This is a genomic window from Hymenobacter ruricola, from assembly GCF_015694525.1.
Taxonomy (GTDB): Bacteria; Bacteroidota; Bacteroidia; order Cytophagales; family Hymenobacteraceae; genus Hymenobacter; species Hymenobacter ruricola.
The window spans coordinates 1-22,340 of record NZ_JADQDM010000027.1 but is presented as its reverse complement, the minus strand read 5'-3'; the positions used below and the strand labels follow the sequence as shown (position 1 = coordinate 22,340).

The 22,340-nt window shown below is 63.8% G+C and carries 18 protein-coding genes; 11 read left to right on the top strand and 7 right to left on the bottom strand.

Translation table 11 applies throughout. The annotated features are described in order from the left end of the window. Nucleotides 1-28 precede the first annotated feature (28 nt). The 4 genes from I2H31_RS24570 (at nucleotide 29) to I2H31_RS24555 (ending at nucleotide 8,792) form a co-directional block, all read left to right on the top strand. Nucleotides 29-6,127, top strand: a complete 6,099-nt coding sequence (locus I2H31_RS24570; protein ID WP_196295714.1) for a T9SS type B sorting domain-containing protein — start codon at nucleotides 29-31, stop codon at nucleotides 6,125-6,127. 386 nt (nucleotides 6,128-6,513) lie between these two features. Further along, nucleotides 6,514-7,926, top strand: a complete 1,413-nt coding sequence (gene rlmD, locus I2H31_RS24565; protein WP_196295713.1) for a 23S rRNA (uracil(1939)-C(5))-methyltransferase RlmD — start codon at nucleotides 6,514-6,516, stop codon at nucleotides 7,924-7,926. A gap of 111 nt (nucleotides 7,927-8,037) precedes the next feature. After that, a complete protein-coding gene (locus I2H31_RS24560) occupies nucleotides 8,038-8,346 on the top strand; it encodes a GIY-YIG nuclease family protein (RefSeq protein WP_230688040.1) in 309 nt (102 codons plus the stop codon). 71 nt (nucleotides 8,347-8,417) lie between these two features. After that, nucleotides 8,418-8,792 carry a hypothetical protein gene (locus I2H31_RS24555; protein WP_196295712.1) on the top strand — a complete coding sequence of 125 codons (375 nt, stop codon included), beginning with the start codon at nucleotides 8,418-8,420 and terminating at the stop codon, nucleotides 8,790-8,792. A 136-nt stretch (nucleotides 8,793-8,928) separates the two neighbouring features. Here the strand turns inward: I2H31_RS24555 and I2H31_RS24550 are convergent, their stop codons facing one another. The 4 genes from I2H31_RS24550 to I2H31_RS24535 all read right to left on the bottom strand — a co-directional run bounded on the left by I2H31_RS24550 (nucleotide 8,929) and on the right by I2H31_RS24535 (nucleotide 12,471). Further along, nucleotides 8,929-9,384 (bottom strand): YybH family protein, encoded by a 456-nt coding sequence (locus I2H31_RS24550; RefSeq protein ID WP_196295711.1) that lies wholly within the window; start codon nucleotides 9,382-9,384, stop codon nucleotides 8,929-8,931. Between the two features lie 112 nt (nucleotides 9,385-9,496). Beyond that, complete coding sequence (locus I2H31_RS24545) at nucleotides 9,497-10,009, bottom strand: hypothetical protein (protein WP_196295710.1); 513 nt, start codon at nucleotides 10,007-10,009, stop codon at nucleotides 9,497-9,499. Between the two features lie 140 nt (nucleotides 10,010-10,149). Beyond that, nucleotides 10,150-11,181, bottom strand: a complete 1,032-nt coding sequence (thiL, locus tag I2H31_RS24540) for a thiamine-phosphate kinase (protein ID WP_196295709.1) — start codon at nucleotides 11,179-11,181, stop codon at nucleotides 10,150-10,152. Nucleotides 11,182-11,298: 117 nt separating this feature from the next. Further along, entirely contained in the window at nucleotides 11,299-12,471 is a 1,173-nt protein-coding gene (locus I2H31_RS24535; RefSeq protein ID WP_196295708.1) for a T9SS type A sorting domain-containing protein, read from the bottom strand. A 218-nt stretch (nucleotides 12,472-12,689) separates the two neighbouring features. Between I2H31_RS24535 and I2H31_RS24530 the strand changes: the two genes are divergently transcribed. From I2H31_RS24530 to I2H31_RS24515, 4 genes are all read left to right on the top strand, one after another. Further along, nucleotides 12,690-13,283: a TetR/AcrR family transcriptional regulator gene (locus tag I2H31_RS24530; protein WP_196295707.1), complete on the top strand. Its 594-nt coding sequence runs from the start codon at nucleotides 12,690-12,692 to the stop codon at nucleotides 13,281-13,283. Between the two features lie 150 nt (nucleotides 13,284-13,433). Continuing rightward, nucleotides 13,434-14,051 carry a hypothetical protein gene (locus I2H31_RS24525; RefSeq protein WP_196295706.1) on the top strand — a complete coding sequence of 206 codons (618 nt, stop codon included), beginning with the start codon at nucleotides 13,434-13,436 and terminating at the stop codon, nucleotides 14,049-14,051. Between the two features lie 115 nt (nucleotides 14,052-14,166). After that, complete coding sequence (locus I2H31_RS24520) at nucleotides 14,167-14,337, top strand: hypothetical protein (RefSeq protein WP_196295705.1); 171 nt, start codon at nucleotides 14,167-14,169, stop codon at nucleotides 14,335-14,337. 309 nt (nucleotides 14,338-14,646) lie between these two features. Beyond that, entirely contained in the window at nucleotides 14,647-15,036 is a 390-nt protein-coding gene (locus tag I2H31_RS24515) for a hypothetical protein (RefSeq protein WP_196295704.1), read from the top strand. Between the two features lie 73 nt (nucleotides 15,037-15,109). Here I2H31_RS24515 and I2H31_RS24510 read toward each other — a convergent pair whose 3' ends face one another. Continuing rightward, nucleotides 15,110-16,852: a M3 family oligoendopeptidase gene (locus tag I2H31_RS24510; RefSeq protein ID WP_230688039.1), complete on the bottom strand. Its 1,743-nt coding sequence runs from the start codon at nucleotides 16,850-16,852 to the stop codon at nucleotides 15,110-15,112. A 261-nt stretch (nucleotides 16,853-17,113) separates the two neighbouring features. Here I2H31_RS24510 and I2H31_RS24505 point away from each other — a divergent pair, with 261 nt between their 5' ends. Beyond that, nucleotides 17,114-17,407: a phage repressor protein gene (locus tag I2H31_RS24505; protein WP_196295703.1), complete on the top strand. Its 294-nt coding sequence runs from the start codon at nucleotides 17,114-17,116 to the stop codon at nucleotides 17,405-17,407. Between the two features lie 62 nt (nucleotides 17,408-17,469). Here the strand turns inward: I2H31_RS24505 and I2H31_RS24500 are convergent, their stop codons facing one another. Further along, complete coding sequence (locus I2H31_RS24500; RefSeq protein WP_196295702.1) at nucleotides 17,470-18,570, bottom strand: ferredoxin--NADP reductase; 1,101 nt, start codon at nucleotides 18,568-18,570, stop codon at nucleotides 17,470-17,472. Between the two features lie 180 nt (nucleotides 18,571-18,750). On the opposite strand from I2H31_RS24500, the gene I2H31_RS24495 reads away from it, so the two are divergent. Next, nucleotides 18,751-19,440 (top strand): peptidoglycan DD-metalloendopeptidase family protein, encoded by a 690-nt coding sequence (locus I2H31_RS24495; protein ID WP_196295701.1) that lies wholly within the window; start codon nucleotides 18,751-18,753, stop codon nucleotides 19,438-19,440. 205 nt (nucleotides 19,441-19,645) lie between these two features. On the opposite strand, the gene I2H31_RS24490 is transcribed toward I2H31_RS24495, so the two are convergent. Next, a complete protein-coding gene (locus I2H31_RS24490; protein ID WP_196295700.1) occupies nucleotides 19,646-20,869 on the bottom strand; it encodes an ABC transporter permease in 1,224 nt (407 codons plus the stop codon). A 108-nt stretch (nucleotides 20,870-20,977) separates the two neighbouring features. Here I2H31_RS24490 and I2H31_RS24485 point away from each other — a divergent pair, with 108 nt between their 5' ends. Continuing rightward, nucleotides 20,978-22,225, top strand: coding sequence for an exo-beta-N-acetylmuramidase NamZ family protein (locus I2H31_RS24485; RefSeq protein WP_196295699.1), 1,248 nt, complete (start codon nucleotides 20,978-20,980; stop codon nucleotides 22,223-22,225). The last annotated feature ends 115 nt before the right edge of the window (nucleotides 22,226-22,340 follow it).

Sequence of the window (22,340 nt, the reverse complement as noted above, 5' to 3'; positions counted from 1 at the left end):
TTCTGCATTCCCTTCTTACCTTTTTTGTATGTTTAAAACCTTACCACGGCGTTTTTTTGGGGCTGTCCTGCTGTTGGCCCTGCTGGTGCTGGGGGCCCGCCCGGCGCAGGCCTCCCACTTGCTGGGCGGCGAAATCAGCTACCGCTACCTCGACGCGAACGGACCGACGGCGGCGCCCTTCCGCTACCAGCTCACGGTGACGCTGTACATCAACCGCAACGCGGGCGTTGGTGGTCAGCCTTTCGTCGATTTGCCGGTGGCCATCTACAACCGCACGACCAACGCCAAGCTGAACATGACGTCGGTGAACTACCCGACGCTGCTGGGCACCGACATCGACCTGCGCAACCCCAGCAACTCGCCCACCATTACCCCCCCCATCCCGGCGGGCTGCACCGTGAACGGGCCCATTCAGCTGTTTGTCATCCAGAAGTTTATCGGGACCGTCAACCTGCCGGTTTCGTTCGACGGCTACTACGCCGTCACGAACCCCAACGCGCGCCGCGTGGACATTACCAACATCGACGCCTCGGACAACAACACCCCCATGGCGCTGTACGTGAGCATGGCCCCGCCGCTGATTCCCAACCGCTCGCCGGTGTTTTCCGATACGGCCGTGGCCACGGTGTGCCAGAACGACACCACCATCAGCCTCAACAACGCCTTTGACCCCGACGGCGACCGGCTGGTGTATTCCTTTGGCACCCCTTACGGGAAGTTTGCTTCGTCGGGCATCAACTTTCCGGGTTCCTTCCCGCCGCTGCCGCTGCCCGTTCCGTACAAACCCGGCTATAGCTTCCCCAACCCGCTGGGCAACGGTCCGGGCAATTTCGCGCTGCTGAACGCCAGCACGGGCGTTGCCAAATACGGCTCCACTGCCAACGGCCTCTACACCATCGCCGTCGATGTGTCGGAGTATCGCAACATCAACGGGCGCGAAGTGCTGCTGGGCACCACCCGGCGCGATTTGCAGCTGGTGGTGGGCACCTGCCCGGCCACGCCGCCGCCCGTGCTGCCCCCGGCCGTGACCACGCCGCGCAACTACACCATCGAGGAAGGCCAGAGCCTCAGCATTCCCATCAGCGCCACCCAGGCCAGCAACCACCCGCTGGTGCTCACCGTGAACAGCGCCCTGCTGGACGGCAGCGGGCCGTTCAACACCACCTTCAACGGCAACGCCGGCACGGTGCAGCCCGGCAACCTGACCGGCACGGCCACGGCCGCCGGCAACGGCACCGTGGCGGGCACCTTCGTGTTCAACTCGACCTGCGGCAACGCCCGCGCCACCCCCTACGACCTGGGCGTGACGGTGAAAGACAACGGCTGCGGCGGCAAGCTGGCATCCGACGTGTTCCGCATCACGGTGAACCGGGCCGTGGGCCCCACCGGCATCGACGGCCCCGCTACGGTGTGCGACCCGGCCACGGTGCGCACCTACACCGCCACGGGCCCGGTGCCGGCGTCGTACCGCTGGCGCGTGACGGGGGGCGTCATCACCAGCGGCCAGGGCACCGGCGCGGTGAACGTGACCTGGGCCAGTGCCAACGCCACCGGCACGCTGGTGCTGAAGGGCGTGTCGGCGTACGGCTGCCCCACCGACTCGGTGGTGAAGACGGTGGACATTCGTCCGCTGCTAGCCCTGACCGTGGGGGCCACGGCCCCCAGCATCTGCTTGGGGGGTACCACCACTCTCTCCGTGACTGGCCAAACCGGCCTCACCTACACCTGGAGCGGCGGCGGCCAAAGCTCCACCGGCGCTTCCATTACCGTGTCGCCCACCGTCACCACCACCTACACGGTGGTGGGCTCGGATGGCACCTGCACCACTTCGACCACCTTCACCGTGAACGTGACGGCGCCGCCCACGGCCGCGGCCGGGCCCGACCGCTCGGTGTGCCCCAGCCTGCCCGGGGTGCCCGGCGGGCCTTCCGTGCAATTGGGCGCCGCCCCGGTTACCGGCTATGCCTATAGCTGGAGCCCGGCCACCGGCCTGAGCAGCGCCACGGTTGCCAACCCCACCGTGACCCTGCCCAACACCACCGGCGCCCCCATCCGACAGGGGTATCAACTGACCGTAACGACTGGCCCTGGCTGCACGAGCACCGACTCGGTATACGTGACGGTGAGCCCCGCCGCCGTGGCTAATCCGGGCCCGGCCCTTGCCACCTGCTCGGGCGTGGCCTCGCAACCGCTGGGCACGCCGGGCCTGCCCGGCTACGCCTACAGCTGGAGCCCGGCCACCGGCCTGAGCAGCGCCACCGTGGCCCAGCCCACCGTGACCTTGCCCAACACCACCGGCGCCCCCATCACGCAAACGTATACGCTCACCGCCACCAGTTCGCAGGGCTGCGTGGCCACGGCTTCCGTGGTGGTGACCATCAACCCGGCCGCGGTGGCTTCGCCCGGGCCGGCCGTCAGCTTCTGCTCGGGCACGGCTTCGGTGCTGCTGGGCGGTACGGCCACGCCTGTGGCCGGCACTACTTATAGCTGGAGCCCGGCCGCGGGCCTCAGCAACCCAAACATTCTCAACCCGACGGTGACCGGCACCAACACGACCGGCGCACCCATCACCACCACCTACACCCTGACGGCCACCACGGGCAACGGCTGCATCTCCACGGCCACCGTGGCCGTGACCATCAACCCGGCGGCGGTGGCCAACCCTGGCTTGGCCAGGCAAACCTGCTCGAACGTGCCGGTGACCATTGGCGGCACGCCCGTGGCGGGCACCACCTACGCCTGGAGCCCGGCCACGGACCTAAGCGACCCCACGGCTGCTAATCCGACCGTGACAGCCGCCAACCCGGGCACCACCGACATCGTCCGGACTTACACCCTGACGGCCACCACCGCCAACGGCTGCACCGCCACGGGCACCGTGGTCGTGACCATCTTCCCGGCCGCCGTGGCCAACGCCGGCCTCGCCCAAACCTTCTGCTCGGGTGACAGCCGGACGCTGGGCACGGGCACGGCCGTGGCCGGCACCACCTATAGCTGGAGCCCCGCCACGGGCCTGAGCAGCACTTCGGTGCTGAACCCGACGGTGACCGGCACCAACACGACCGGCGCGCCCATCACCCGGACTTACACCCTGACGGCCACCACGGCCAACAACTGCTCGGCCACCAGCACCGTGACCGTGACCTTGAACCCCGCCGCCGTGGCCAATGCCGGCCCGGCCGTGGTGTTCTGCGCGGGTAGCTCGGCCACGCTGGCCACGGGCGTTCCGCCGGTGGCGGGTACTACTTACGCCTGGAGCCCGGCCACCGGGCTGAGCAGTGCCACGGTCCTGAACCCGACCATCAGCCTGACCACCCCCGGCACCTTCACTTATACCCTGACCGCGAGCACCAGCCCGGCCACCGGCGCGCCCTGCACCGCCACCAGCACGGTGGTGGTGACGGTGAACCCGCTGCCCCAGGTGAACGCCACGCCCCCCGGCGGCGCCCCGGTGCTGTGCTCCGGCCAGACGACGTCGTTGGGCAACGTCAACTCCAACCCGGTGGCCCTGGGCGTCACGTACCAGTGGAGCCCCACCACCGGCCTGGCCACGCCCACGGCCAGCCAGACCACCGTGACGCTCACCAACACCACCAACGCGCCCATCGTTACGACTTACACTCTGACGGCTACCACCGTCAGCGGCTGCGTGAGTACCAGCACCGTGGCCGTGACGGTGAACCCCGCCGCCGTGGCGGTGCCCGGCGCCAACCAGGCCGTGTGTTCGGGCGGCACCCTCACGCTGGGCGCGGCCCCCGTGGCGGGCTACACCTATAGCTGGAGCCCGGCCCTGGGCCTGAGCAGCGCCACCGTGGCCAACCCCACCTTCACGCTGCCCAACCTGACCAATGCGCCCATTGTGAACACCTATACGCTGACGGCCACCACCGCCAACAGCTGCGTGGCCACGGGCACCGTCACCATCACCGTGAACCCCGCCGCCGTGGCCAACCCCGGCCCGGCCGTGGCGGTGTGCGACCGGGGCCGCGTGACCCTGGGCACGCCCGGCCTGCCCGGCACCACCTACAGCTGGAGCCCCGCCACCAACCTCAGCAGCGCCACCGTGGCCCAGCCCGTGCTCACGGGCGTGAACACCACGGCTGCGCCGCTGACGCTCACTTACACCCTGACCGCCACCACCGCCAACGGCTGCGTGGCTACCAATACCGTGGCCGTGACGGTGAACCCGCGCCCGGCGCCGGAGCCCATCGTGGGCCCGGGCTCGGTGTGCCCCACCGTGACGGGCATTGCGTATTCGGTGCCCAACCCGGCGGCCACGGCCTACACCTGGCTGATTCAGGGCGGCACCATTGCCACCGGCCAGGGCACGCCGGCCGTGACGGTGAACTGGGGCGCCGCCCAAACGGGCGCGTTCCTGAAGGTGTTCCGCCTGAACGCGCAGGGCTGCTCTTCCGACACCACCACGCTGCCCGTCATCATCAACCAGCGCCTGCAAACGGTGCGGCCCACTGGCCCCGGCGACATTCTGGCGGCGGCGCCGCTGCCGCGCTCGGTGTGCCAGGCCGATGGCCCCTACACCTACCGCAGCGGCTCGTTTGCCAACGGCTCCAGCTACTCGTGGCTGATTGTGGGCGGTACGCAGGTGAGCACCTTCCAGAATACGGTGACCGTGAGCTGGAACCCGGTGACGGTGCCCACCATCGGCAAGATTGTGGTGACGGAAACCAGCAACCCCACCGGCGGCGTGTGCCGCGGCGAGTCGGACACCCTGAAGGTGCTCATCAACCCCTCGCCCCGCCCCACGCTGGCCATCACGGGCCCGGCGCAGGTATGCCAAGGCAGCGGCGCGGTCACGTTTGCGCTGCCGGGCGGCTTCCCGGGCTCTACTTATGCGTTCTTGCTGAGCGGCACCACCCTGGCCGGCACCGGCAACAGCCGCACCCTGGCCACGCTGCCCGCGCCCGGCGTGTACACCCTCTCGGTGCAGGAAACCTCGGCGGCCGGCTGCGTCGGGCCGCTCTACACGGCGCCCTTCACGGTGAGCCCCACGCCGGCCACGCCCACCATCTCGGGTTCGGGCTTTGTGTGCAACGCCGCCGTAGGCCAGCAGTACACCATTGCCAATGCGCCCGCCGGGGCCACCTACCAGTGGACCATTGTGGGCGGCACCATCACCTCGACGCCGGCCACGGCCAGCACCGTCACGGTGCGCTTCAACGCCACCGGGCCCTACTCGGTGAGCGCCGTGGAAGTGAGCGCCAGCCCGGCCTCCTGCCCCAGCGCGCCGGCCACCCGCACCATTCTGTTTGATGCTCCCAGCGTGGCCCTCACGCTGGCCTCGGTGGATGCCGCCAGCAACAGCCGCATCATCCTCAGCCTGGCGGCTACCAACAGCGCCAATACGCCGAACCAGGTGCAAATCATGCGCCGCGTGGCCGGCACGGGCACCTTTACTTCGGTGGGCCAGGTGGCGGCTTCGGCCACCACCTACACCGATGCCAGCGGCGTGGATGCCGCGGCCAACTCCTACGAGTACCGCCTGGACCTGACCAACGGCTGCGGCACGCCCCAGTCGAGCGCCGTGGTGCAAACCGTGCGCCTGCAGGCCACCGCCACGCCCGGCGCCGGCCGCAACCAGGGCAGCGTGGCCCTGAGCTGGAACGCCTACGTGGGCTTCGCGGTGAAGGAATACCGCATCTACCGCCGCTCCGACGCGGGCGCGGCGGCGCTGGTCGTTCCTCAACCCGCCATTACGGTCTCGGGCTCGACGCTGACGGCCACCGTTTCGAACACTGACGCCAACGCGACGGCTTCGGGCTTTGGCTTCCAGCAAAACTTCCGGGTGGTGGCCGTGAGCACCGACGCCACCGAGCGCCTCTCGAACTCGAACGAGGCCCGCGTGGACTTCTCGGGCGCCACTCAGGTCTACAACATCATCACGCCCAACCGCGACGGGCAGAACGATGTGCTCGTGATTGACAACATCCAGCTCTACCCCGGCAACACCTTCACCGTGTTCAACCGCTGGGGCCGCGAAGTGTACAAAACCACCAACTACCAGAACAACTGGGGCGGCGACGACAACACGCCCGCCGGCAACTACTTCTACCTGCTGACCCTGCCCAACGGCACCAGCATCAAGAACTGGTTTGAGGTGGTGAAGTAAGTTCGCTAAGCTTTCCAGGAAAAGGCCTGCCGAAACCGGCAGGCCTTTTTTTATGGCGTTCCTATCTAAGTATGTGCGACCTTACTTCAGACGCCTGCGACCTCGGTTCGGACGTCTGCGACCTCGGTTCGGACGTCTGCGACCTTGCTTCGGACGCCTGCGACCTCGGTTTGGACGCCTGCGACTGTGTTTCGGACGTGTGCGACTGCGGTTCGGACACCTGCGACTGCGGTTCGGACGTGTGCGACTGCGGTTCGGACGCCTGCGACTTTGCTTCGGACGCGTGCGACTGCGCTTTGGACGCGTGCGACTTACTTCCACAAGCCGGGCGGGGGGCTTGGCGGACTGGTGCGAACCTTACCCCAGGCCCTACCTTTGCCCAACCTATGAGCCGAGCCAAAAATATCCCCGCCGAATTACTCCGCAACGTTACAATTCAGGACATGGTGGCCGAAGGCAAGTGCCTTGTTCGCGTCGAGAACCTGGTCATCTTCGTGTCGCAGGTGGCCCCCGGCGACGTGGTGGACCTGCGCGTCACCAAAGCCAAAAAGAGCTTCCTGGAAGCCGTTCCCGTCAAGTTTCATTCGTATTCCGAGCAGCGCACCACGCCGTTTTGCCAGCACTTTGGGGTGTGCGGCGGCTGCAAGTGGCAGCACCTCACCTACGATTCGCAGCTGCACTACAAGCAGCAGCAGGTGGTGGACCAGCTCACGCGCATCGGCAAAGTGGCCCTGCCCGAGATTCCGTTCATCCTCTCCTCGCCGCAGCGCACCTACTACCGCAACAAGCTCGAATACACCTTCAGCGACAACGGCTGGCTGACGACGGAGCAAATCAACGACGACACCCGCACCTACAACCGCGAGGTGCTGGGCTTTCACACCCCCACCCGCTTCGACAAGATTATCGACGTGGAGCACTGCTGGCTGCAGCCGGAGCCAAGCAACGAAATCCGCCTGTTCGTGCGCGACTACGCCCACGAGCACAAGCTGCCTTTCAACAACCTCGTGCGCCAGACCGGCCTGCTGCGCAACCTCATCATCCGCATCGCCCAAAGCACCGGCGAGCTGATGGTAATCCTGCAATGCTACCACGCCGACCCGGCCATTGAAACGTTGCTCGACGCGCTGTATGCCAAGTTTCCCGGCATCACTTCGCTCAACTACGTGCTCAACAGCAAGGGCAACGAAACCTTCCACGACCTCGAAGTGGTGACTTATAAGGGCAAGCCTTACATTGAGGAAGAGATGGAAGGCCTGCGCTTCCGCATCGGCCCCAAGTCCTTCTACCAGACCAACTCCGAAGGCGCCCACCAGCTCTACAAAGTGGCCCGCGACTTCGCCGACCTGCAGGGCGACGAGCTGGTGTACGACCTCTACACCGGCGCCGGCACCATCGCCAGCTTCGTGGCCAAGAAGGCCCGCCGGGTCATCGGCGTCGAGTACGTGGAACAGGCCGTGGCCGACGCCCACGTCAACGCCGAAATCAACAACATCACCAACACCGAGTTCTACGCCGGCGACATGAAGGACATCCTCACGGCCGAATTCACCGCCCGCCACGGCCGCCCCGACGTCCTCATCACCGACCCGCCCCGCGCCGGCATGCACCCCGACGTGGTGGCCCGCCTGCTGGAGCTGCGCGCCCCCCGCATCGTCTACATCAGCTGCAACCCCGGCACGCAGGCCCGCGATTTAGAACTACTAGACGCCGCGTATCGGGTGACGCGCGTGCAGCCGGTGGATATGTTCCCGCACACGCACCACGTGGAGAATGTGGTGGCGCTGGAGTTGAAGTAGAATCGTTAGTTAGCGTGTCATCCTGAGCGCAGCGAAGGACCTTCTCGCGTAGGAACAGTTCGCAGTAATTTCAACGAGGCGAACGCGAGAAGGTCCTTCGCTGCGCTCAAGATGACACCCGATTACATTAACTCAATCATGCCTTATTACGTGTACATCACCACCAACCCGGCCCGAAAGGTGTTGTACATCGGCGTCACCAACCACGTTGCCGACCGTCTGGCCCAGCATTATGCCAATCGGGGTTCTGCCGAAACTTTTGCCGGGCGCTACTTCTGCTATAATCTGGTTCACCTCGAAGAATACCCGGATGTCGGCGCAGCCATTGCCCGCGAAAAGGAACTGAAAGGCTGGACGCGGGCGAAGAAGGACACGCTGATTGCCGTCGACAATCCTGATTGGCTTTTTCTGCAAACCTGAACATGGCGCAAGCGTGATAAGGTCCTTCGCTGCGCTCAGGATGACACGCTAAACAACGACTCTCATTCCATATGGACTACTTCAACGACCCCGAGCTCAACGGCAAATACCTCGGCACCATCACCAAGGACTTCGCTACCGTGTCCGATACGCTGAGTGAAGCTTCGGCCCAGATTCGCAAGCGCGACATCAGCCAATACCCCATTTTCGTGTTCGCCAAGCAGGAGGTCCCCCTCGGGGGCCTCCTCGTGAATGCCGACGAACTGAACCTGGAGTGGCACGTGTTCGCCAGCTACCTGGAGTTGTTCGTGCAGCAAGGCATCGTCAGTGCCGAGGGCATCGAGGCATTTCAGGCTACTTATAAGGATGCCGACGAGTTCTGCTGCCTGTTCGTGCTCGATGAGGACTTTACGAATTTCGTTTTCGTGCCCTACCCAGAGGACTAGGAGGCGCCAGAACAAAAAAAGAACGTCATGTCGAGCTGGTCGAGACATCTCGCGTGCAGTAGTAATTAGTTACTCTGGCACGCGAGATGTCTCGACCAGCTCGACATGACGTTCTGCTTTTTACTCTAAATAGCCTTTAATTCCGGCGCTGCACCGGCAAGTCTTCCAGCTGCGCGTAGCTCAGCTTCCAGGTATTGTCGGCGGCCTTTTTCCAGAGGAAAATGTAGTTGCCTTCGCCAAAACCGGCGGGTTCGCCGGGCGCGGCGGGCGCCACGTCCACCGAGAAGGTGCCGGCCTCGTAGGCCGTGTTGGCGTCGGTGCTGCTGCTGCTCACGCTGGTTTTGAGGTTGCTGATGGTGGCAATGGTGGCGCTCACCCATTTCTGGGACACCTCGTCTTTGCCTTTCCAGTGGGCGTTGCCTTGCACGAAGGCCACGTCGTCGGCCATCATGCCGGTGATTTTGCCCGAGTCGCGGCTGTTCCAGGCGCCGATAAAGTCCTGGTCAAGGGTCTGAACGTTGACGGCATCGCCGGTTTTGGAGCAGGAGCTGAGCGCGACGGCCACAAACAAGCTGCAAAGGAGGGATTTCATAAATCCAGGGTGTTGGTGAAAGGAAATGTGGTGGGCGGCATCACCCACGGGCTAAAAGGACCAAACCCCGAACGCAGGCGCCCGGGGTTTGGTGAGGTACTCAACTTCGGGCTTACCAGCTCTTGCGGCGAATTTCTTCGGTCGAATACGGCTTCGAAGCGTCGCCGTAGTGCGGGTTGGGCAGAAAGGCTGCGTTCGAGGCCATCGGCGCGGCCACGGCGCCCGGCAGGGCGGCCGAAGCGGTGAGGCTGTTGGCCGGCACGCCGGCGGTAGTTTGGGTGCGGTTGGCTGCCAGCACGGCGTTCTGCTTGCGGGCCAGCTCGCGGCGGTATTCGGCTTCGCGGGCCGCGGCGGCGCGGTTGGCAGCGGCAATGCGGGCTTTCTCTTTGTTCTTGTTGTCGATGTGCTTGCCCACGCCGTAGCCGATGGCGCCACCGGCCACGCCGCCCACCACGCCGCCCACGGCCCGGTTGCGCTTGTTGATGATGGCGCCGGCCGCGGCACCGCCCAGGCCGCCAATCACGGCGCCTTTGGCTTGCGGGCTCCACTGCGCTTTGGCCGGGGCCGAACCAAACACGGTGCTCAGCAGGATAATCAGGGTCAGGAAATACGGGAGCTTTTTCATGGCAATCGGAGGAAAAGTTGACGGGAAATCCTTGCGGATGTTGGTCGGAAAGACAATTAGCGTGCCACTCGAAAAAACGCGGCTGCCCGACTAAACGGTAAGCCCCGCGAGAAGGTTAGCCCTCAGGCGCCTATCCTTCGCTAAAAACTGGTCCACCCCTGGGCCTTCAGGGGCACCGGCTGGCCGGCTTTCGTAATCAGATTGGCGCCTTCGGCCGCATCGGTCAGGTGGCCGAGCACGGTGATATCGGGGTGGTTTTTAATCTTTTCGTGGTCCGCCACGGGCACCGTAAACAGCAATTCGTAGTCTTCGCCCCCGTTGAGGGCGCAGGTGATGGGGTCGAGGTTGAACTCGGCCGCGGCTTCCAGCGTGGGGTTGGCCAGGGGCAGAAATTCGCTGAACACCCGCGCGCCCGTGCCGCTGGCCGTGCACAGGTGCAGCACTTCCGAGGCCAGCCCGTCAGAAATGTCAATCATGCTGGTGGGCCGGATGCCCAACTCGCGCAGCTCGTGCACGATGTCGAGCCGGGCCTCGGGGCGCAGCTGGCGCTGCACCACGTACTCGTAGTTGGCCAGCTCGGGCTGGGTGTCGGGGTCGGCCAGGAAGGCCTGTTTCTCGCGCTCCAGCACCTGCAGGCCCAGGAACGCGCCGCCCAGGTCGCCGCTCACGCACAGCAAATCGGTGGGCTGGCCGCCGCTGCGGCGCGCTGCCTGCCCGGCGGGCACTTCGCCCAGCACCGTGACGGCCAGCGTGAGGCCGCCGCGGCTGGCGGTGGTGTCGCCGCCCACCAGGTCCACGTTGTAAGCCTCGCAGGCCAGCCGAATGCCGGCGTACAGCTCCTCCACGGCCTCCACCGTGAAGCGCGGGCCCACCGACAGGGCCACCACCAGTTGGGTGGGCAGGGCGTTCATGGCGGCCACGTCCGACACGTTCACGGCCACGGCCTTGTAGCCCAGGTGCCGCAGGGGGCAAAACGACAAGTCGAAATGAATGCCCTCTACCAGCAAATCGGTGGTCATCACCTGCTCCAGGCCGGCCGTGGGCGCGATGATGGCGGCGTCGTCGCCGATGCCCAGCACGGTGCTGGCCTGCCGCAGGCTGAAACCGGCCTGCAGACGGCGAATGAGGGCAAATTCGCCAATGGCGTTGAGGGGCGTGAGGTTTTCGGGCATAGTGCTATGTCGGGGTTGAGGCAGAGAATCCGGCCAGCCAAAGCCGGGGCGCAAAAGTACGCCCACAAAAAAAGGAGGGAATTGCTTCCCTCCTTTTTTGCCTGGTAGCGGGGCGCTTTACTGCACCACCAGCTCTTTATAGATTTTGGTTTGGCCGTCGGCGCTCCAAATCTGCACGAAATACAGGCCGGGCTTGAGGCTCGACACGTCGAGGGTCAGCTTCTCCTGGCCGGCGCCTTTGGCCTGGGCGCTGATGCGCTGGCCGAGGTTGTTCAGCACCGTGACGGTGCCCACTTTGGCGTCTTTGATTTCGACCGTGGCCTGGCCGTGGGCCGGGTTGGGGTACACGCTGATGTTGGCGTCAAACTTCGCCAGCGTGCCAGTAATGGTGGTTTGGTAGGCCCCGAAAGGACCGGTGTAGTCGATGTGCTGGCCCAGCTGGTCGTAGAGCTGCGCACCCACCGAGCCGTTGCCCGTGGTGCCGGGAGGGAAAGCGTAGCTGTACACCGACCACTCGGTGGCGATGTTGTAGGCATCGGGGGCCGTGCTGCGCACCGGCGGGTTGCTGCCGGGCACGTTCTGGGGGCCGGGGTTGGTGCGCACACCGCCCGAAACCGACGGACGACGCACGATGCTCTGGTTGGCCGCGGCCACGTACACGTGCACGGGCGGCGTGCCCGTGTCGTCGATGGGGTTGAAGCCGCTCCAGTTGCCACCGGTGCCGCCCGCCGCCAGCAGGGGCTGCTCGCCAATCACGCCAATCAGGTCCACGATAACGCCCGGCCCAACGCCGGCCGTGCCGCTGGGGTAGCGCACCAGGGTCATGGCGTCGTCGCCGCTGAAGTAAATGGGGCCGCCGCCCACGATGACTTTGTTGGTGCTGGCCGGCGCCAGCGCGTAGTCGGCGCAGAACTGGTTGGCCGCGCTTACGATGGAAGGCAGGGTGGCCTGACCGCACGCAATGACAAAAGTGCTGCGCGGGTTCATGGTGTTGTTGCCCACGGCCACGTGCTGCTGGTTGCTGCGAAACACGGCTTCCTCCTGAAAGACGGAGGTGCTGCCGTTGCTGTAGCGCCGCACCGAGTACGGGTTCAGGTTCACGACGCTGGTGGTCGGGTTGTAAATCTCCAACGCCCGCTCGTTGCCCGACGACGGCGTGGCGCCGCCGTAGCTCACGTTCGACTGGTGCGCCCCTTCGTCGTACTCAGAGAAAAAAAGCTCGGTGCCTTGCGCATGCGCCGCGCCCGACAGCAGCAGGCCAGCCGACAACAGTAAGTAATGCTTGTTCATAAAAAAGTGAGGTTAGGAAAGTCAGTGCAACGGCAAAGATACGCGTTGCCGACCGTTTAGTTGGCGCGTAGCCATTAATTAACAAGCTGGTAAAACTGACCTTGCTCGGACCGCGGGCCGCTTTGGGTCGGCGGCTTGGCAGGCACTTTTTGGCCGCCCGTGCTTCCTAACGGCTGTTAGCCTGCTTATCTTTACCCGCTCCCTTCCCACCCGCGCCCATGTCGACCACTGCCCCCCTCCGGCCCCGCAAGGCCCAGATTGACCGCACCGCCACGGCCCTGTTTCGGGCGCGGGGCTTTGCCGCCACCAGCATGCGGGAGCTGGCCACCGCCCTGGGGCTGGAAGCCGGCAGCCTGTATTCGCACATCAAGTCGAAGGAGGAAATTCTGCACCGGGTGTGCTTTGGGCTGGCCGAAAGCTTTTTTGCCGGTTTTGCCGCCGCCACCCTCGACGCCACCGCGCCCGTGGCCACGCAGCTCCGCCAGGCCATTGAGGCCCACGTGCGGGTGCTGACGAGCGACAGCGCCGCCTCGGCCGTGTTTTTGCACGAGTGGCGCCACCTGAGCGAGCCGGCCCGGGGCGAGTTTCTGGCCCTGCGCGACCGCTACGAAGCCGCTTTCCGCGAGCTGATAGCCAAAGGCGTGGCCGCCGGCGAGCTGCACACGCCCGACACCGCGTTTGCGGCCCTCACCCTGCTGGCCAGCCTCAACTGGCTGCCCGCGTGGTACCGGCCCGAGGGCAAGCTCGCGCCCGACGAAATAGCCCACCGCCTGGCCGAGCAACTGCTCAGCGGCCTGCGCCACGACGGCTGAGGCCGGCCGCCCGGGCCGGGCAGAGCCCCGCGCTACAATACGCCAAAGGAAACCGACGTTGGCCGGCAACGGTTGAGAGGAAGTTTTCTTTTCAAACGTCACGGGCGGCCGTAGCTTTGGCCGGCCCTCGCTTTTCATTTGCTTATCCTTATGCCCTCTTCTTTCATTTCGCCGGTTAAGTCGGTGGTTTTTGCGTTTCTGATTCTGTCGGCCTGCGCGGCGTCCTGCAAGCGCGACGGCGCCAAAACCGTGCTCAACCCCGCTTCGGCGGCCGCGGTGAAGGCCCAGTTCGACGTGCTGCAGGACTCGGTAGCCCTGAAATGGCGCATCATGACCGAGAACGACGACCAGAAAATCGGCACGACGCGCCTGCTTCTGCGCGAGCTAAAGGCACAGCCCGGCGCCAATGCCGCCCAGCTGCAAGCCCTCGAAGACGCCAACAACCGCCTGAAAACCATCCGCTACAACCAGGAGACCATGGCCAGCTCGGACCTGATTAATCAGTACGACAACGCCCAGGAGTCACTGCTGAATGCCTTGTACCCGGTAGCGGCCCCCAACGGCCAGGCCCCCACCGAAAACGCCCGCAATTTTGTAGAGGGCATTCAGCAACTTGACGCCGGCGTGGTGGGCTTCCGGGTACAGTACGACCACGCCGTGCGCCAATACAACGACTACCTAAAGCTGCACCAGGCCGAGCTACAATCCCTGGGAGCCAAATACGCCGCGCTCAAGCCCCTGCCCTACTTCACCATTGGGGCCAAATAAACGTTGTTCCGGCCGACCCGGTGGAAAACGAAGTGGCAGAAGTCAGGAAGGAATATATTTCCTGCGCACCTTTCAGCATCAGCCACTTACCGCTACTTAAACAACACCATCGGCCATGCAAATAACCACTACGCTTCTGCGCCGGCTCATGCCGGCACTGCTGCTGGGCAGCCTCGCCCTCACGGCCTGCCAGCACCGCAAAGACTGCGACCCGCGCCCCAAAAATAAGTGCGGCAACGCCCCTGGCCCCACGTCATCAACCACCAAGCCCGGCGGCGCTTCCTGATAATTTAATTTCCTCACTCCAAAGGCGACTGACGATTTTGTCAGTCGCCTTTTTTTATGCTCTTGCCTCAGCTTTATCTAATCTGGGCCGCTAAGTATGAGCTAGTAACGATTCTTATTTTTTACTGCTCATTCAGTCCTAAAGTCGGGTTATCTACTGCTATCCATAAACAATAAAGTATTTTATTGGAACTAACCCCGGCCACTAACGTTGGGGTAATAAGATATTTTTTCTGGATTCAATCCAATTTGGGCACCGAAGAGCTAGCATGCACGTGCAATAGTCTGTGCCTACACGTGATTTGTTTTTATGAAGTACTGGGCACTTCCGGCTACCCTCCTGTTACTCGTCGCTGGCCATCTGGCCGAAGCTGCCCCAGCCGAACCCGTGATGGACCTGGCGCTGGGCCAGCGGGCCACCGCCCTGACCCGGACCTTTACCGACCGCCTGCAGCTAAACGAGGGCGAATTCGTGCGCTTGCGCCGGGTGCACCGCATTCTGCTGGCCAGCCTCGACGACATCAACATCGAGTATGCCCAGGACCCCACCACACGCCACGCCAAGCTGCTGGAGTTGCAGGGCTACTACGAGCAGGAGCGCACGCGCGTGCTCACGCCCACGCAAGTTGGGCGGCTCGAAATCCGCGCTGTGCACGACTCATTGCCCACCGTCAATCCCGAATCGGGCGGCTTGGGCTAAGGCCGGCCACAAAAACAGACAGCGACCGTAGCCGCTGCCTGTTTTTACTGGGCCAGCCAATAAAAATTTCACCCTACAGCGCCGCCATTTCCTCGCGCACAAAATCGGCCAGGGTGCGCAGGTACTCGGTGCTGAAATCGAAGCGGATGCCGGCGGCGGCGTAAATCTGGCCGATGGGCGCAGTGTAGCCCAGGGCCAGGGCGCGCTTGTAGGCGGCCAGGCCTTCGGCGGGGTTCTGGCGGTAGTTGCGCCACACAGCAATGGCCCCGAGCTGTGCCATGGCGTACTCAATGTAGTAGAAAGGCACTTCGTAGAGGTGCAACTGCTTCTGCCAGAGGTAGGGCTTGAAGGCTTCCAGGCCGGTCCAGTCCACGGTGCGCTGATTGAACTCGTCAAAAATCTGCACCCAGCGGGCGTGGCGCTCGGTTTCGGTGTGCGTGGGGTTTTCATACACCCAGTGCTGAAACTTGTCGATGGTGGCCACCCAGGGGAAGGTTTCAAGCACGCTTTCGAGGTGGGTTTTCTTGGCCCGGCGCAGGTCTTCGGCGTCGGGGAAGAAGACGTGCCACTGGTCCATGCTCATCAGCTCCATGCTCATCGAGGCCAGCTCGGCCACTTCGGACGGCGGGTGCTTGTCGGCGCCCAGCGGCAGGCCGCGGGTGAGGAAGCTGTGCACGGCGTGGCCGCCTTCGTGCAGCATGGTCACCACGTCGCGCAGGCTGCTGGTGGCATTCATGAAAATGAAGGGCACGCCGGTTTCGTCCAGCGGGTAGTTGTAGCCGCCGGGGGCTTTGCCCTTGCGGCTTTCCAGGTCGAGGTGGCCCATCTGGCGCATGGTGCGCAGGCAGTCGCCGAGGTAGGAATCGAGGTTCTGGAAAACGGTGATGGTTTTTTCCAGCAGCTCTTCGCCGGTGCCGAAGGGTTGCAGCGGCGGCTGGCCGCTGGGGTCCACGTCGAGGTCCCAGGGGCGCAGGGCGGGCAGGTTCAGGTCCTGCCGGCGTTCCAGGTCGAAGTCGTCAATCAGCGGCACCACCGTCTCGCGGATGGCCTGGTGAAAATTGAAGCAGTCCTGCGGCGTGTAATCGAAGCGGCCCAGCGCGGCAAACATGTAGTCGCGAAAATTGGCAAAGCCCGCGTTAAGGGCCACTTGGTTGCGCAGGGCAATGAGCTCGGTGAACAGTTCATCGAGCGGCTTGGCGTCCTGCAGGCGGCGGGCCTGGATGGCGCGCCAGGCGGTTTCGCGCACGGTGCGGTCGGGGTTTTTGAGGCGGTCGGCGGCCTGGGGCAGGGTCCGCTCCCGGCCGTCGAGGGTCACGTTCATGGCGCCCACGGTGGCTGCGTACTGCTGCTGCTTGGTGCTGATTTCGGTTTTCAGCGGGATGTTTTCGGCCCGGTAAATCTCCGAAGCCCGGCGCACCGAGCGCAGAAACACGCCGTAGCGGCGCTCATCGAGCCCGGCCAGGTGCTCCGAGGCCAGCATCTTTTCGTTGAGGGCGTGGTCGTAAGGCGCCACCTGGGGCTCCACTTCGTTCACGAAGTACTGGAACGCCTCGGCGCGGGTGGGGTCCTGGGTGTCGCAGGTCATGCGGATGTAGCGCCAGGCCAGGTCCTCGCTCAGCACCGACTCCAGTTCGGAACGGTCGAGGAGCCAGCGCTCCAGCTCGGCCGGCGTGTAGATGGGCCGGTGCTGCAGCTCCTGAAAGAACGGCTCAATGGCCGTCCAGTCGGTCACCACGAAGTTTTCGGGCAGGAAGTGGCGCGGCGGCCGGCTGGTATCGGTGGCCGACTCGGCGGTAGGTTCAGCTAATTGCATCATAAAACAATGATAAGTAAAATATCCCGGGAGGCGGAATTTTTCAGGCAACGTTCATTTTACGTTTACGCAATAAATCAGCGGCCGAATAGAAACTACTTCCGGGCTTGTACCGGCCTGGCGGCGCAAGGCGGCGCGTGTCTACTCATGGCCGAAGCGTGCGCGTGCCTCTACTTTTGCTGAAAGCGAAGGTCTTACCTTAGACCCTTAAACCCTCAAACCATGTAAAATGGCCATCACAACACAAACCTTATTACGAAACCAATGAATCGAAATTTTAAGCTTGAACGCCTGCAAAATGGGGAAACAATTATCGCCAGCGAAAAAGGAAATTCCATGGTACCGCTCATTTATTCGGGTCAGAAACACGTGCTTACGCCCGCAACCCTGGAAGATGTGGAAGTGGGCGACATCGTGTACTGCAAAGTAAGCGGGCGTTTTTTCACCCACTTAATTACCGCAAAAAACGACGTCAAAGGCTGTCAGATTAGCAACAACAAAGGCTACGTGAACGGCTGGACCAAAAACATCTACGGCAAAGTCAGCGAAGTTTTGTAAATCATTCACTGTTTCATTTCTGCTTCCCATTCGGCCCTGCTCACGCAAGGCTTTTTTTATTTCTATCCGATTTCAATCACCACGCCGTCGGTCATGGGGTGGCCCACGCAGGTGAGGATGTAGCCCTGCTTCAGCTCAGAGTCGGACAGGCCTTCGCGCTCGTCGAGGTGCACCTTGCCGCTCAGGCACTTGCCGCGGCAGGCCGTGCACACGCCGGCCTGGCAGGAATACGGCAGGTCGATGTCCTGGTCGAGGGCGGTGTCGAGGATGGTTTGGCCGGCGGGCACCTCGATAACGTACTCGCTGCCTTCGTATTGCAGGGTGACCGAGCGGGTGGTTTTGGTGTTGTCGGCGGGGCTGGTCGAAACGTCGCCGTGGCCGTTGGGCTGGGCCGCTAGCAGCTCGGCGGTGTCGGCGCTGGCCTGGAAGCTTTCGCGGCGCACGCGGGCTTCGGGCACGTTCAGCAGGGCCAGGGCGGCCTGGGCCTCGGCCATCAGGCCCTCGGGGCCACACAGGAAGTATTCGGCCTGCTCGGCCGGAAACTGGTGGCGCTGCTCCAGGATGCGCAGCAGCATGGTGCGGTTGAGGCGGCCGGTGTGGCGGTGCGGGCCCAGCGGCTTCAGGGGCTGGCTATACACGTGCTCCACTTGCAGGCGGCCATTGGAGCGGGCTTCCAAGTCGGCCAGCTGCTGCTGAAATATCACCGATTCTTCGTTGCGGTTGCCGTAAATGAGCAATACGTAGCTCTGGGGCTCGGCCTGCACCACGGCTTTGAGCATGGACATGAGCGGCGTGATGCCCGACCCCGCCCCGATGAGCACCAGCGAGCGGGCCGCCTTGGGGCTGGGGCTGAGGGTGAAATTGCCGAGCGGCTCCATCACTTCCAGCTGCTGGCCCACGCGCACGGTATCAAGCAGATAGTTGCTCACCAGCCCACCCGGCACCCGTTTCACCGTCACCGAGAGGCGCGGCGCCTCCTGAGGCGTGCTGCTGAGGGAGTAAGCCCGGCGCTCTTTTTTGCCGCTGGGGCCACAGGGCACTATCAGGGTCAGGAACTGGCCGGGGCGGCTGGCAATGGGCTGGCGGTCGGGCCGCTCCAGGTGGATGGTGACGGAATCGGCGGTTTCTTGGGTGAGGGCAACGACGGTGAGGGTGTGATACATTCGGGGGCAACTGAGTAAAGGCAACGGCGCAACAAGCGGGCAAAAGGTCCGGTTTGCGAGCGCGGCGGAATGAGTACGAAAAAACCTGCCGGCAAGGAGAAATTCCGGGCCGGCCTGGGCAACAAAGGTAACTTGCCGCCGATGCCGGACTCCATCCGGCAAATTTCCTCCGCACACCCCATGCTCGCCGCGCTGCTCCAACGCCACCCCGCCGATTTCGGCCCTGTTCTCGCCCTCGACCTCAACGGCCCCGACGTGGCCCGCCTCGATTTCTCCGCCCAAAACCCGCGCCTGGCCACCGCCGACCTGCGCGACACCGCCGACTTCCAGCGGCTGGTGGAGGCCGAGCTGGCGCTGCAGCACGCCACCATCGGCGTGGGCGGCTACCTCGAAAACCGCGTCATTTACCGCCGCAGCCCACATTTCGGCCCCGGCGCCATTGACGAGCCCCGCTCCCTGCACCTGGGCGTGGACGTGTGGTGCCCGGCCGGCGTGCCCGTGCTGGCGCCCCTGCCCGCCACCGTGCACAGCGTAGCCGACAACGCCCATTTCGGCGACTACGGCCCTACCGTCATCCTGCAGCACGAGCTGGTAGGCACCGTGTTCTACAGCCTCTACGGCCACCTCAGCCGCCTGGAATGGCAGAACCTGCGCGCCGGCCAGGCGCTGGCCCAAGGCGAGGCCTTTGCCACCGTGGGTCCTTTTCCCGAAAACGGCGACTGGCCCCCGCACCTGCACTTCCAGCTCATGGCCGACCTGCAAGGCCGGGTGGGCGACTTTCCCGGCGTGGCCCGGCCCAGCGAGCGCGCCACGTGGGCCGCGCTGTGCCCCGACCCGAACCTAGTGCTGCAAAGTCGCCACTTGGTCTGAACCGCAGATTAAGCAGATTAAACGGATTTCGCCGATTTTATGGGCGGTGCGAAATAAATCTGCCATCGATAGCAAGCAAAAAGGCCATCCGGGTGAGTGGCCTTTTTGCTTGAATACAATGTCGAATCGGGTATTCCAAAGATGGCGCCGCCTATAAAATAAATCGGCGAAATCCGTTTAATCTGCTTAATCTGCGGTTCAGACATTAGTCGAACTTGATGGCCACCACCGGCTTGATGCGCGCAATCAGATACGTGGGAATCAGCACGGCCAGCAGCGAGGCGGCAAACGTGGCCACGTTCAGGATGATGAGCATGCGCGGGTCCCAGGAAATGGGCACCCGGTCCATGTAGTAGTTCTCGGGGTCGAGGGGAATGACGTGGAAGAAGTATTGCAACGCGCAGAAACCCACGGCGATGACGTTGCCGATGAGCATGCCGCGCACCGTGAGCGAGAGCCCGCGGAAGAAAAACATGCGCCGAATCTGATTGTCCGTCGCGCCCAGCGCTTTCAGAATGCCAATCATGTTCGTGCGCTCCAGAATCATGATGAAAATGGTGGCCACCATGTTGAACGTGGCCACGAAAATGATGAGCAGCAGGAAGATGATGACGTTGCGGTTCAGCAGCTGCAGCCAGTCGAAGAGCTGGGCGTACTGGTCCGTGATTTTGTCGATTTTCAGGTCGTAGGGCAGGCGCTCCAGAAACTTTTCCTCGGTCTGGTCCAGGGTGTTGAAATTCTTGAGCACCACCTCCATGCCGCCCACCAGCGAGTCAGGCCAGGCCGGCGAGTTCAGCTCCCGAATCTGGCGAATGTCGCCGATGACGTACACCTCATCAAACTCGTCGAGGCCCGTGGAATAGATGCCGCTGACGCGAAACTGCCGGATGCGCGGCGGGTTCTGAATGAAGTAGAACAGCGCCTTGTCGCCCACGGACAGGCGCAGTTTGTCGGCCACCTTGCGCGAAAGCAGCACGTCTTCGCCCGAAGCGCTGTCGGGGAAGCCGATGAATTTGCCGGCCACCAGGTTTTCGCGCATGGGCGAGAGGCCATCGGTTTCGGAGATGCCTTTTAGCACCACGCCCAGCACTTCGTCCTTGGTTTTGATGATGGCCGTTTTCACCGCGTAGGGCTGCGTCGACTTCACTTCCGGGAACTGGTGCAGCTCCTGCACCAGGCGCGGGCCGGCAATGGGCGCCACTTCGAGCGAGTTGTTGGTGTCGTAGCGCGAAATCTGCAGGTGTGAGCCGAACGAGAAAATTTTGTTCTGAATCTCGTTGCGAAACCCCTGCAGGATGGCAAACGACACCACCATCACCGCCAAGCCCATGGCAATGCTGATGATGGCTATTTTTGTGACCGACGCGGTGAAGGAGCCGGAATCGGCTCCCCCGTCAATCTTGTGGGAAATGTAGCGGGCGACATTCATTATGCGACCGTAAAGCTACGTTTCCGGCGGGTTCCGGCCGCGCGCCCGGCCCGGTTTGTGCAGGCCAGCGAGTTGACGGCGTTTTTTGCTTCTCTTTTCCCTTTTCTCATGCTTGGCTTTTCCGTAAAACTTCTCCTGTCGACGCTGCTGGGCCTGCCGGCCTGCGGCCCTTCCCAGCCGGCCGGCCAGGCAGCGCCCGCCGCAAAGGCGCCCGCGCCTACTACGCCGCCCCCCGCCCCCGCGGTTGCCGCGCCGGCCGTGACGGTGGGGGCCCAGCGGCTGGAGAAGTACCTGCCGCTGCTGAAAAACAAGCGCGTGGGCTTGGTCATCAACCAAACGTCGCGCGTGGGCGAAACCTACTTGGTGGACACGCTGAAAGCCCGCGGCGTGAACGTGACAGCCATTTTTGCTCCCGAGCACGGCTTCCGGGGCGAGGAGGCCGACGGCGCCACCATCAAGGACGGACGCGACGCCCGCAGCGGCGTGGCGGTGCGCTCGGTATACGGCAAAACCAAAAAGCCGACGCCCGAAATGCTGGCCGATGTGGACGTCCTGATTTTTGACATTCAGGACGTGGGCGCGCGGTTCTACACCTTCATCAGCACGCTGCACTACGTAATGGAGGCGGCCGCCGAGCTGAAAAAGCCGGTCATCGTGCTCGACCGCCCCAACCCCAACGGCGACCTCGTGGACGGCCCCATGCGCGAAGCCGCGCACAAATCGTTCGTCGGGCTCGACCCGCTGCCCATTGCCCACGGCCTCACCGTGGGCGAACTGGCCCAACTGCTAAACGGCGAAAAGTGGCTGGCCGGCGGCCTGCGCTGCCAGCTCACCGTCATCCCAATGGCCAGCGGCTACACCCACGCCACGGCCTACCACCTGCCCGTGCGCCCCTCCCCCAACCTGCCCACCGACCACGCCGTGGCGCTGTACCCCAGCATCTGCCTGTTTGAGGGCACCAACGTGAGCGTGGGGCGCGGCACGGCCACGCCATTTGAGGTCATCGGCAGCCCCTCGCAGCCGGCGTCGCGGCCGTATTCGTTCACGCCCACGCCCAACGCGGGCTCGCCCACCCCGCCCCTGAACGGCCAGTTCTGCTACGGCATCAACCTGGCCGACGCGCCCACCCGCGAAGGCGGCGGCCTGGTGCTGAAATACCTGCTCGACTTCTACCAGCAAAGCACCGATAAGGTGCATTTCTTCGGCAAGTATTTCGAGGAGCTTTCCGGCACCACGGCTTTGCGAGAGCAGATTATCGCCGGCAAGTCGGAGGCTGAAATCCGCGCCTCCTGGCAGCCGGGGCTGGACCAGTTCAAGGCGCTGCGCAAGAAGTATCTGTTGTATCCGGAGCGGTAGGTTCTTTCCCAACGACCGTCATGTCGAGCTTGTCGAGGCATCTCGCGTGCCGAAGTAATTAGGAGGTGTTAACAGTCGCGCAACCAGAGAACGGTTGCAGCCAAATGAATAAAGG

What these genes read in the sequence shown, in the direction of transcription:
- I2H31_RS24570 (WP_196295714.1), top strand. Translation starts at nt 29, where the DNA reads ATGTTTAAAACCTTACCACGGCGTTTTTTTGGGGCTGTCCTGCTGTTG.
- rlmD (WP_196295713.1), top strand. Translation starts at nt 6,514, where the DNA reads ATGAGCCGAGCCAAAAATATCCCCGCCGAATTACTCCGCAACGTTACA.
- I2H31_RS24560 (WP_230688040.1), top strand. Translation starts at nt 8,038, where the DNA reads ATGACACCCGATTACATTAACTCAATCATGCCTTATTACGTGTACATC.
- I2H31_RS24555 (WP_196295712.1), top strand. Translation starts at nt 8,418, where the DNA reads ATGGACTACTTCAACGACCCCGAGCTCAACGGCAAATACCTCGGCACC.
- I2H31_RS24550 (WP_196295711.1), bottom strand. Translation starts at nt 9,384, where the DNA reads ATGAAATCCCTCCTTTGCAGCTTGTTTGTGGCCGTCGCGCTCAGCTCC.
- I2H31_RS24545 (WP_196295710.1), bottom strand. Translation starts at nt 10,009, where the DNA reads ATGAAAAAGCTCCCGTATTTCCTGACCCTGATTATCCTGCTGAGCACC.
- thiL (WP_196295709.1), bottom strand. Translation starts at nt 11,181, where the DNA reads ATGCCCGAAAACCTCACGCCCCTCAACGCCATTGGCGAATTTGCCCTC.
- I2H31_RS24535 (WP_196295708.1), bottom strand. Translation starts at nt 12,471, where the DNA reads ATGAACAAGCATTACTTACTGTTGTCGGCTGGCCTGCTGCTGTCGGGC.
- I2H31_RS24530 (WP_196295707.1), top strand. Translation starts at nt 12,690, where the DNA reads ATGTCGACCACTGCCCCCCTCCGGCCCCGCAAGGCCCAGATTGACCGC.
- I2H31_RS24525 (WP_196295706.1), top strand. Translation starts at nt 13,434, where the DNA reads ATGCCCTCTTCTTTCATTTCGCCGGTTAAGTCGGTGGTTTTTGCGTTT.
- I2H31_RS24520 (WP_196295705.1), top strand. Translation starts at nt 14,167, where the DNA reads ATGCAAATAACCACTACGCTTCTGCGCCGGCTCATGCCGGCACTGCTG.
- I2H31_RS24515 (WP_196295704.1), top strand. Translation starts at nt 14,647, where the DNA reads ATGAAGTACTGGGCACTTCCGGCTACCCTCCTGTTACTCGTCGCTGGC.
- I2H31_RS24510 (WP_230688039.1), bottom strand. Translation starts at nt 16,852, where the DNA reads ATGATGCAATTAGCTGAACCTACCGCCGAGTCGGCCACCGATACCAGC.
- I2H31_RS24505 (WP_196295703.1), top strand. Translation starts at nt 17,114, where the DNA reads ATGAATCGAAATTTTAAGCTTGAACGCCTGCAAAATGGGGAAACAATT.
- I2H31_RS24500 (WP_196295702.1), bottom strand. Translation starts at nt 18,570, where the DNA reads ATGTATCACACCCTCACCGTCGTTGCCCTCACCCAAGAAACCGCCGAT.
- I2H31_RS24495 (WP_196295701.1), top strand. Translation starts at nt 18,751, where the DNA reads ATGCTCGCCGCGCTGCTCCAACGCCACCCCGCCGATTTCGGCCCTGTT.
- I2H31_RS24490 (WP_196295700.1), bottom strand. Translation starts at nt 20,869, where the DNA reads ATGAATGTCGCCCGCTACATTTCCCACAAGATTGACGGGGGAGCCGAT.
- I2H31_RS24485 (WP_196295699.1), top strand. Translation starts at nt 20,978, where the DNA reads ATGCTTGGCTTTTCCGTAAAACTTCTCCTGTCGACGCTGCTGGGCCTG.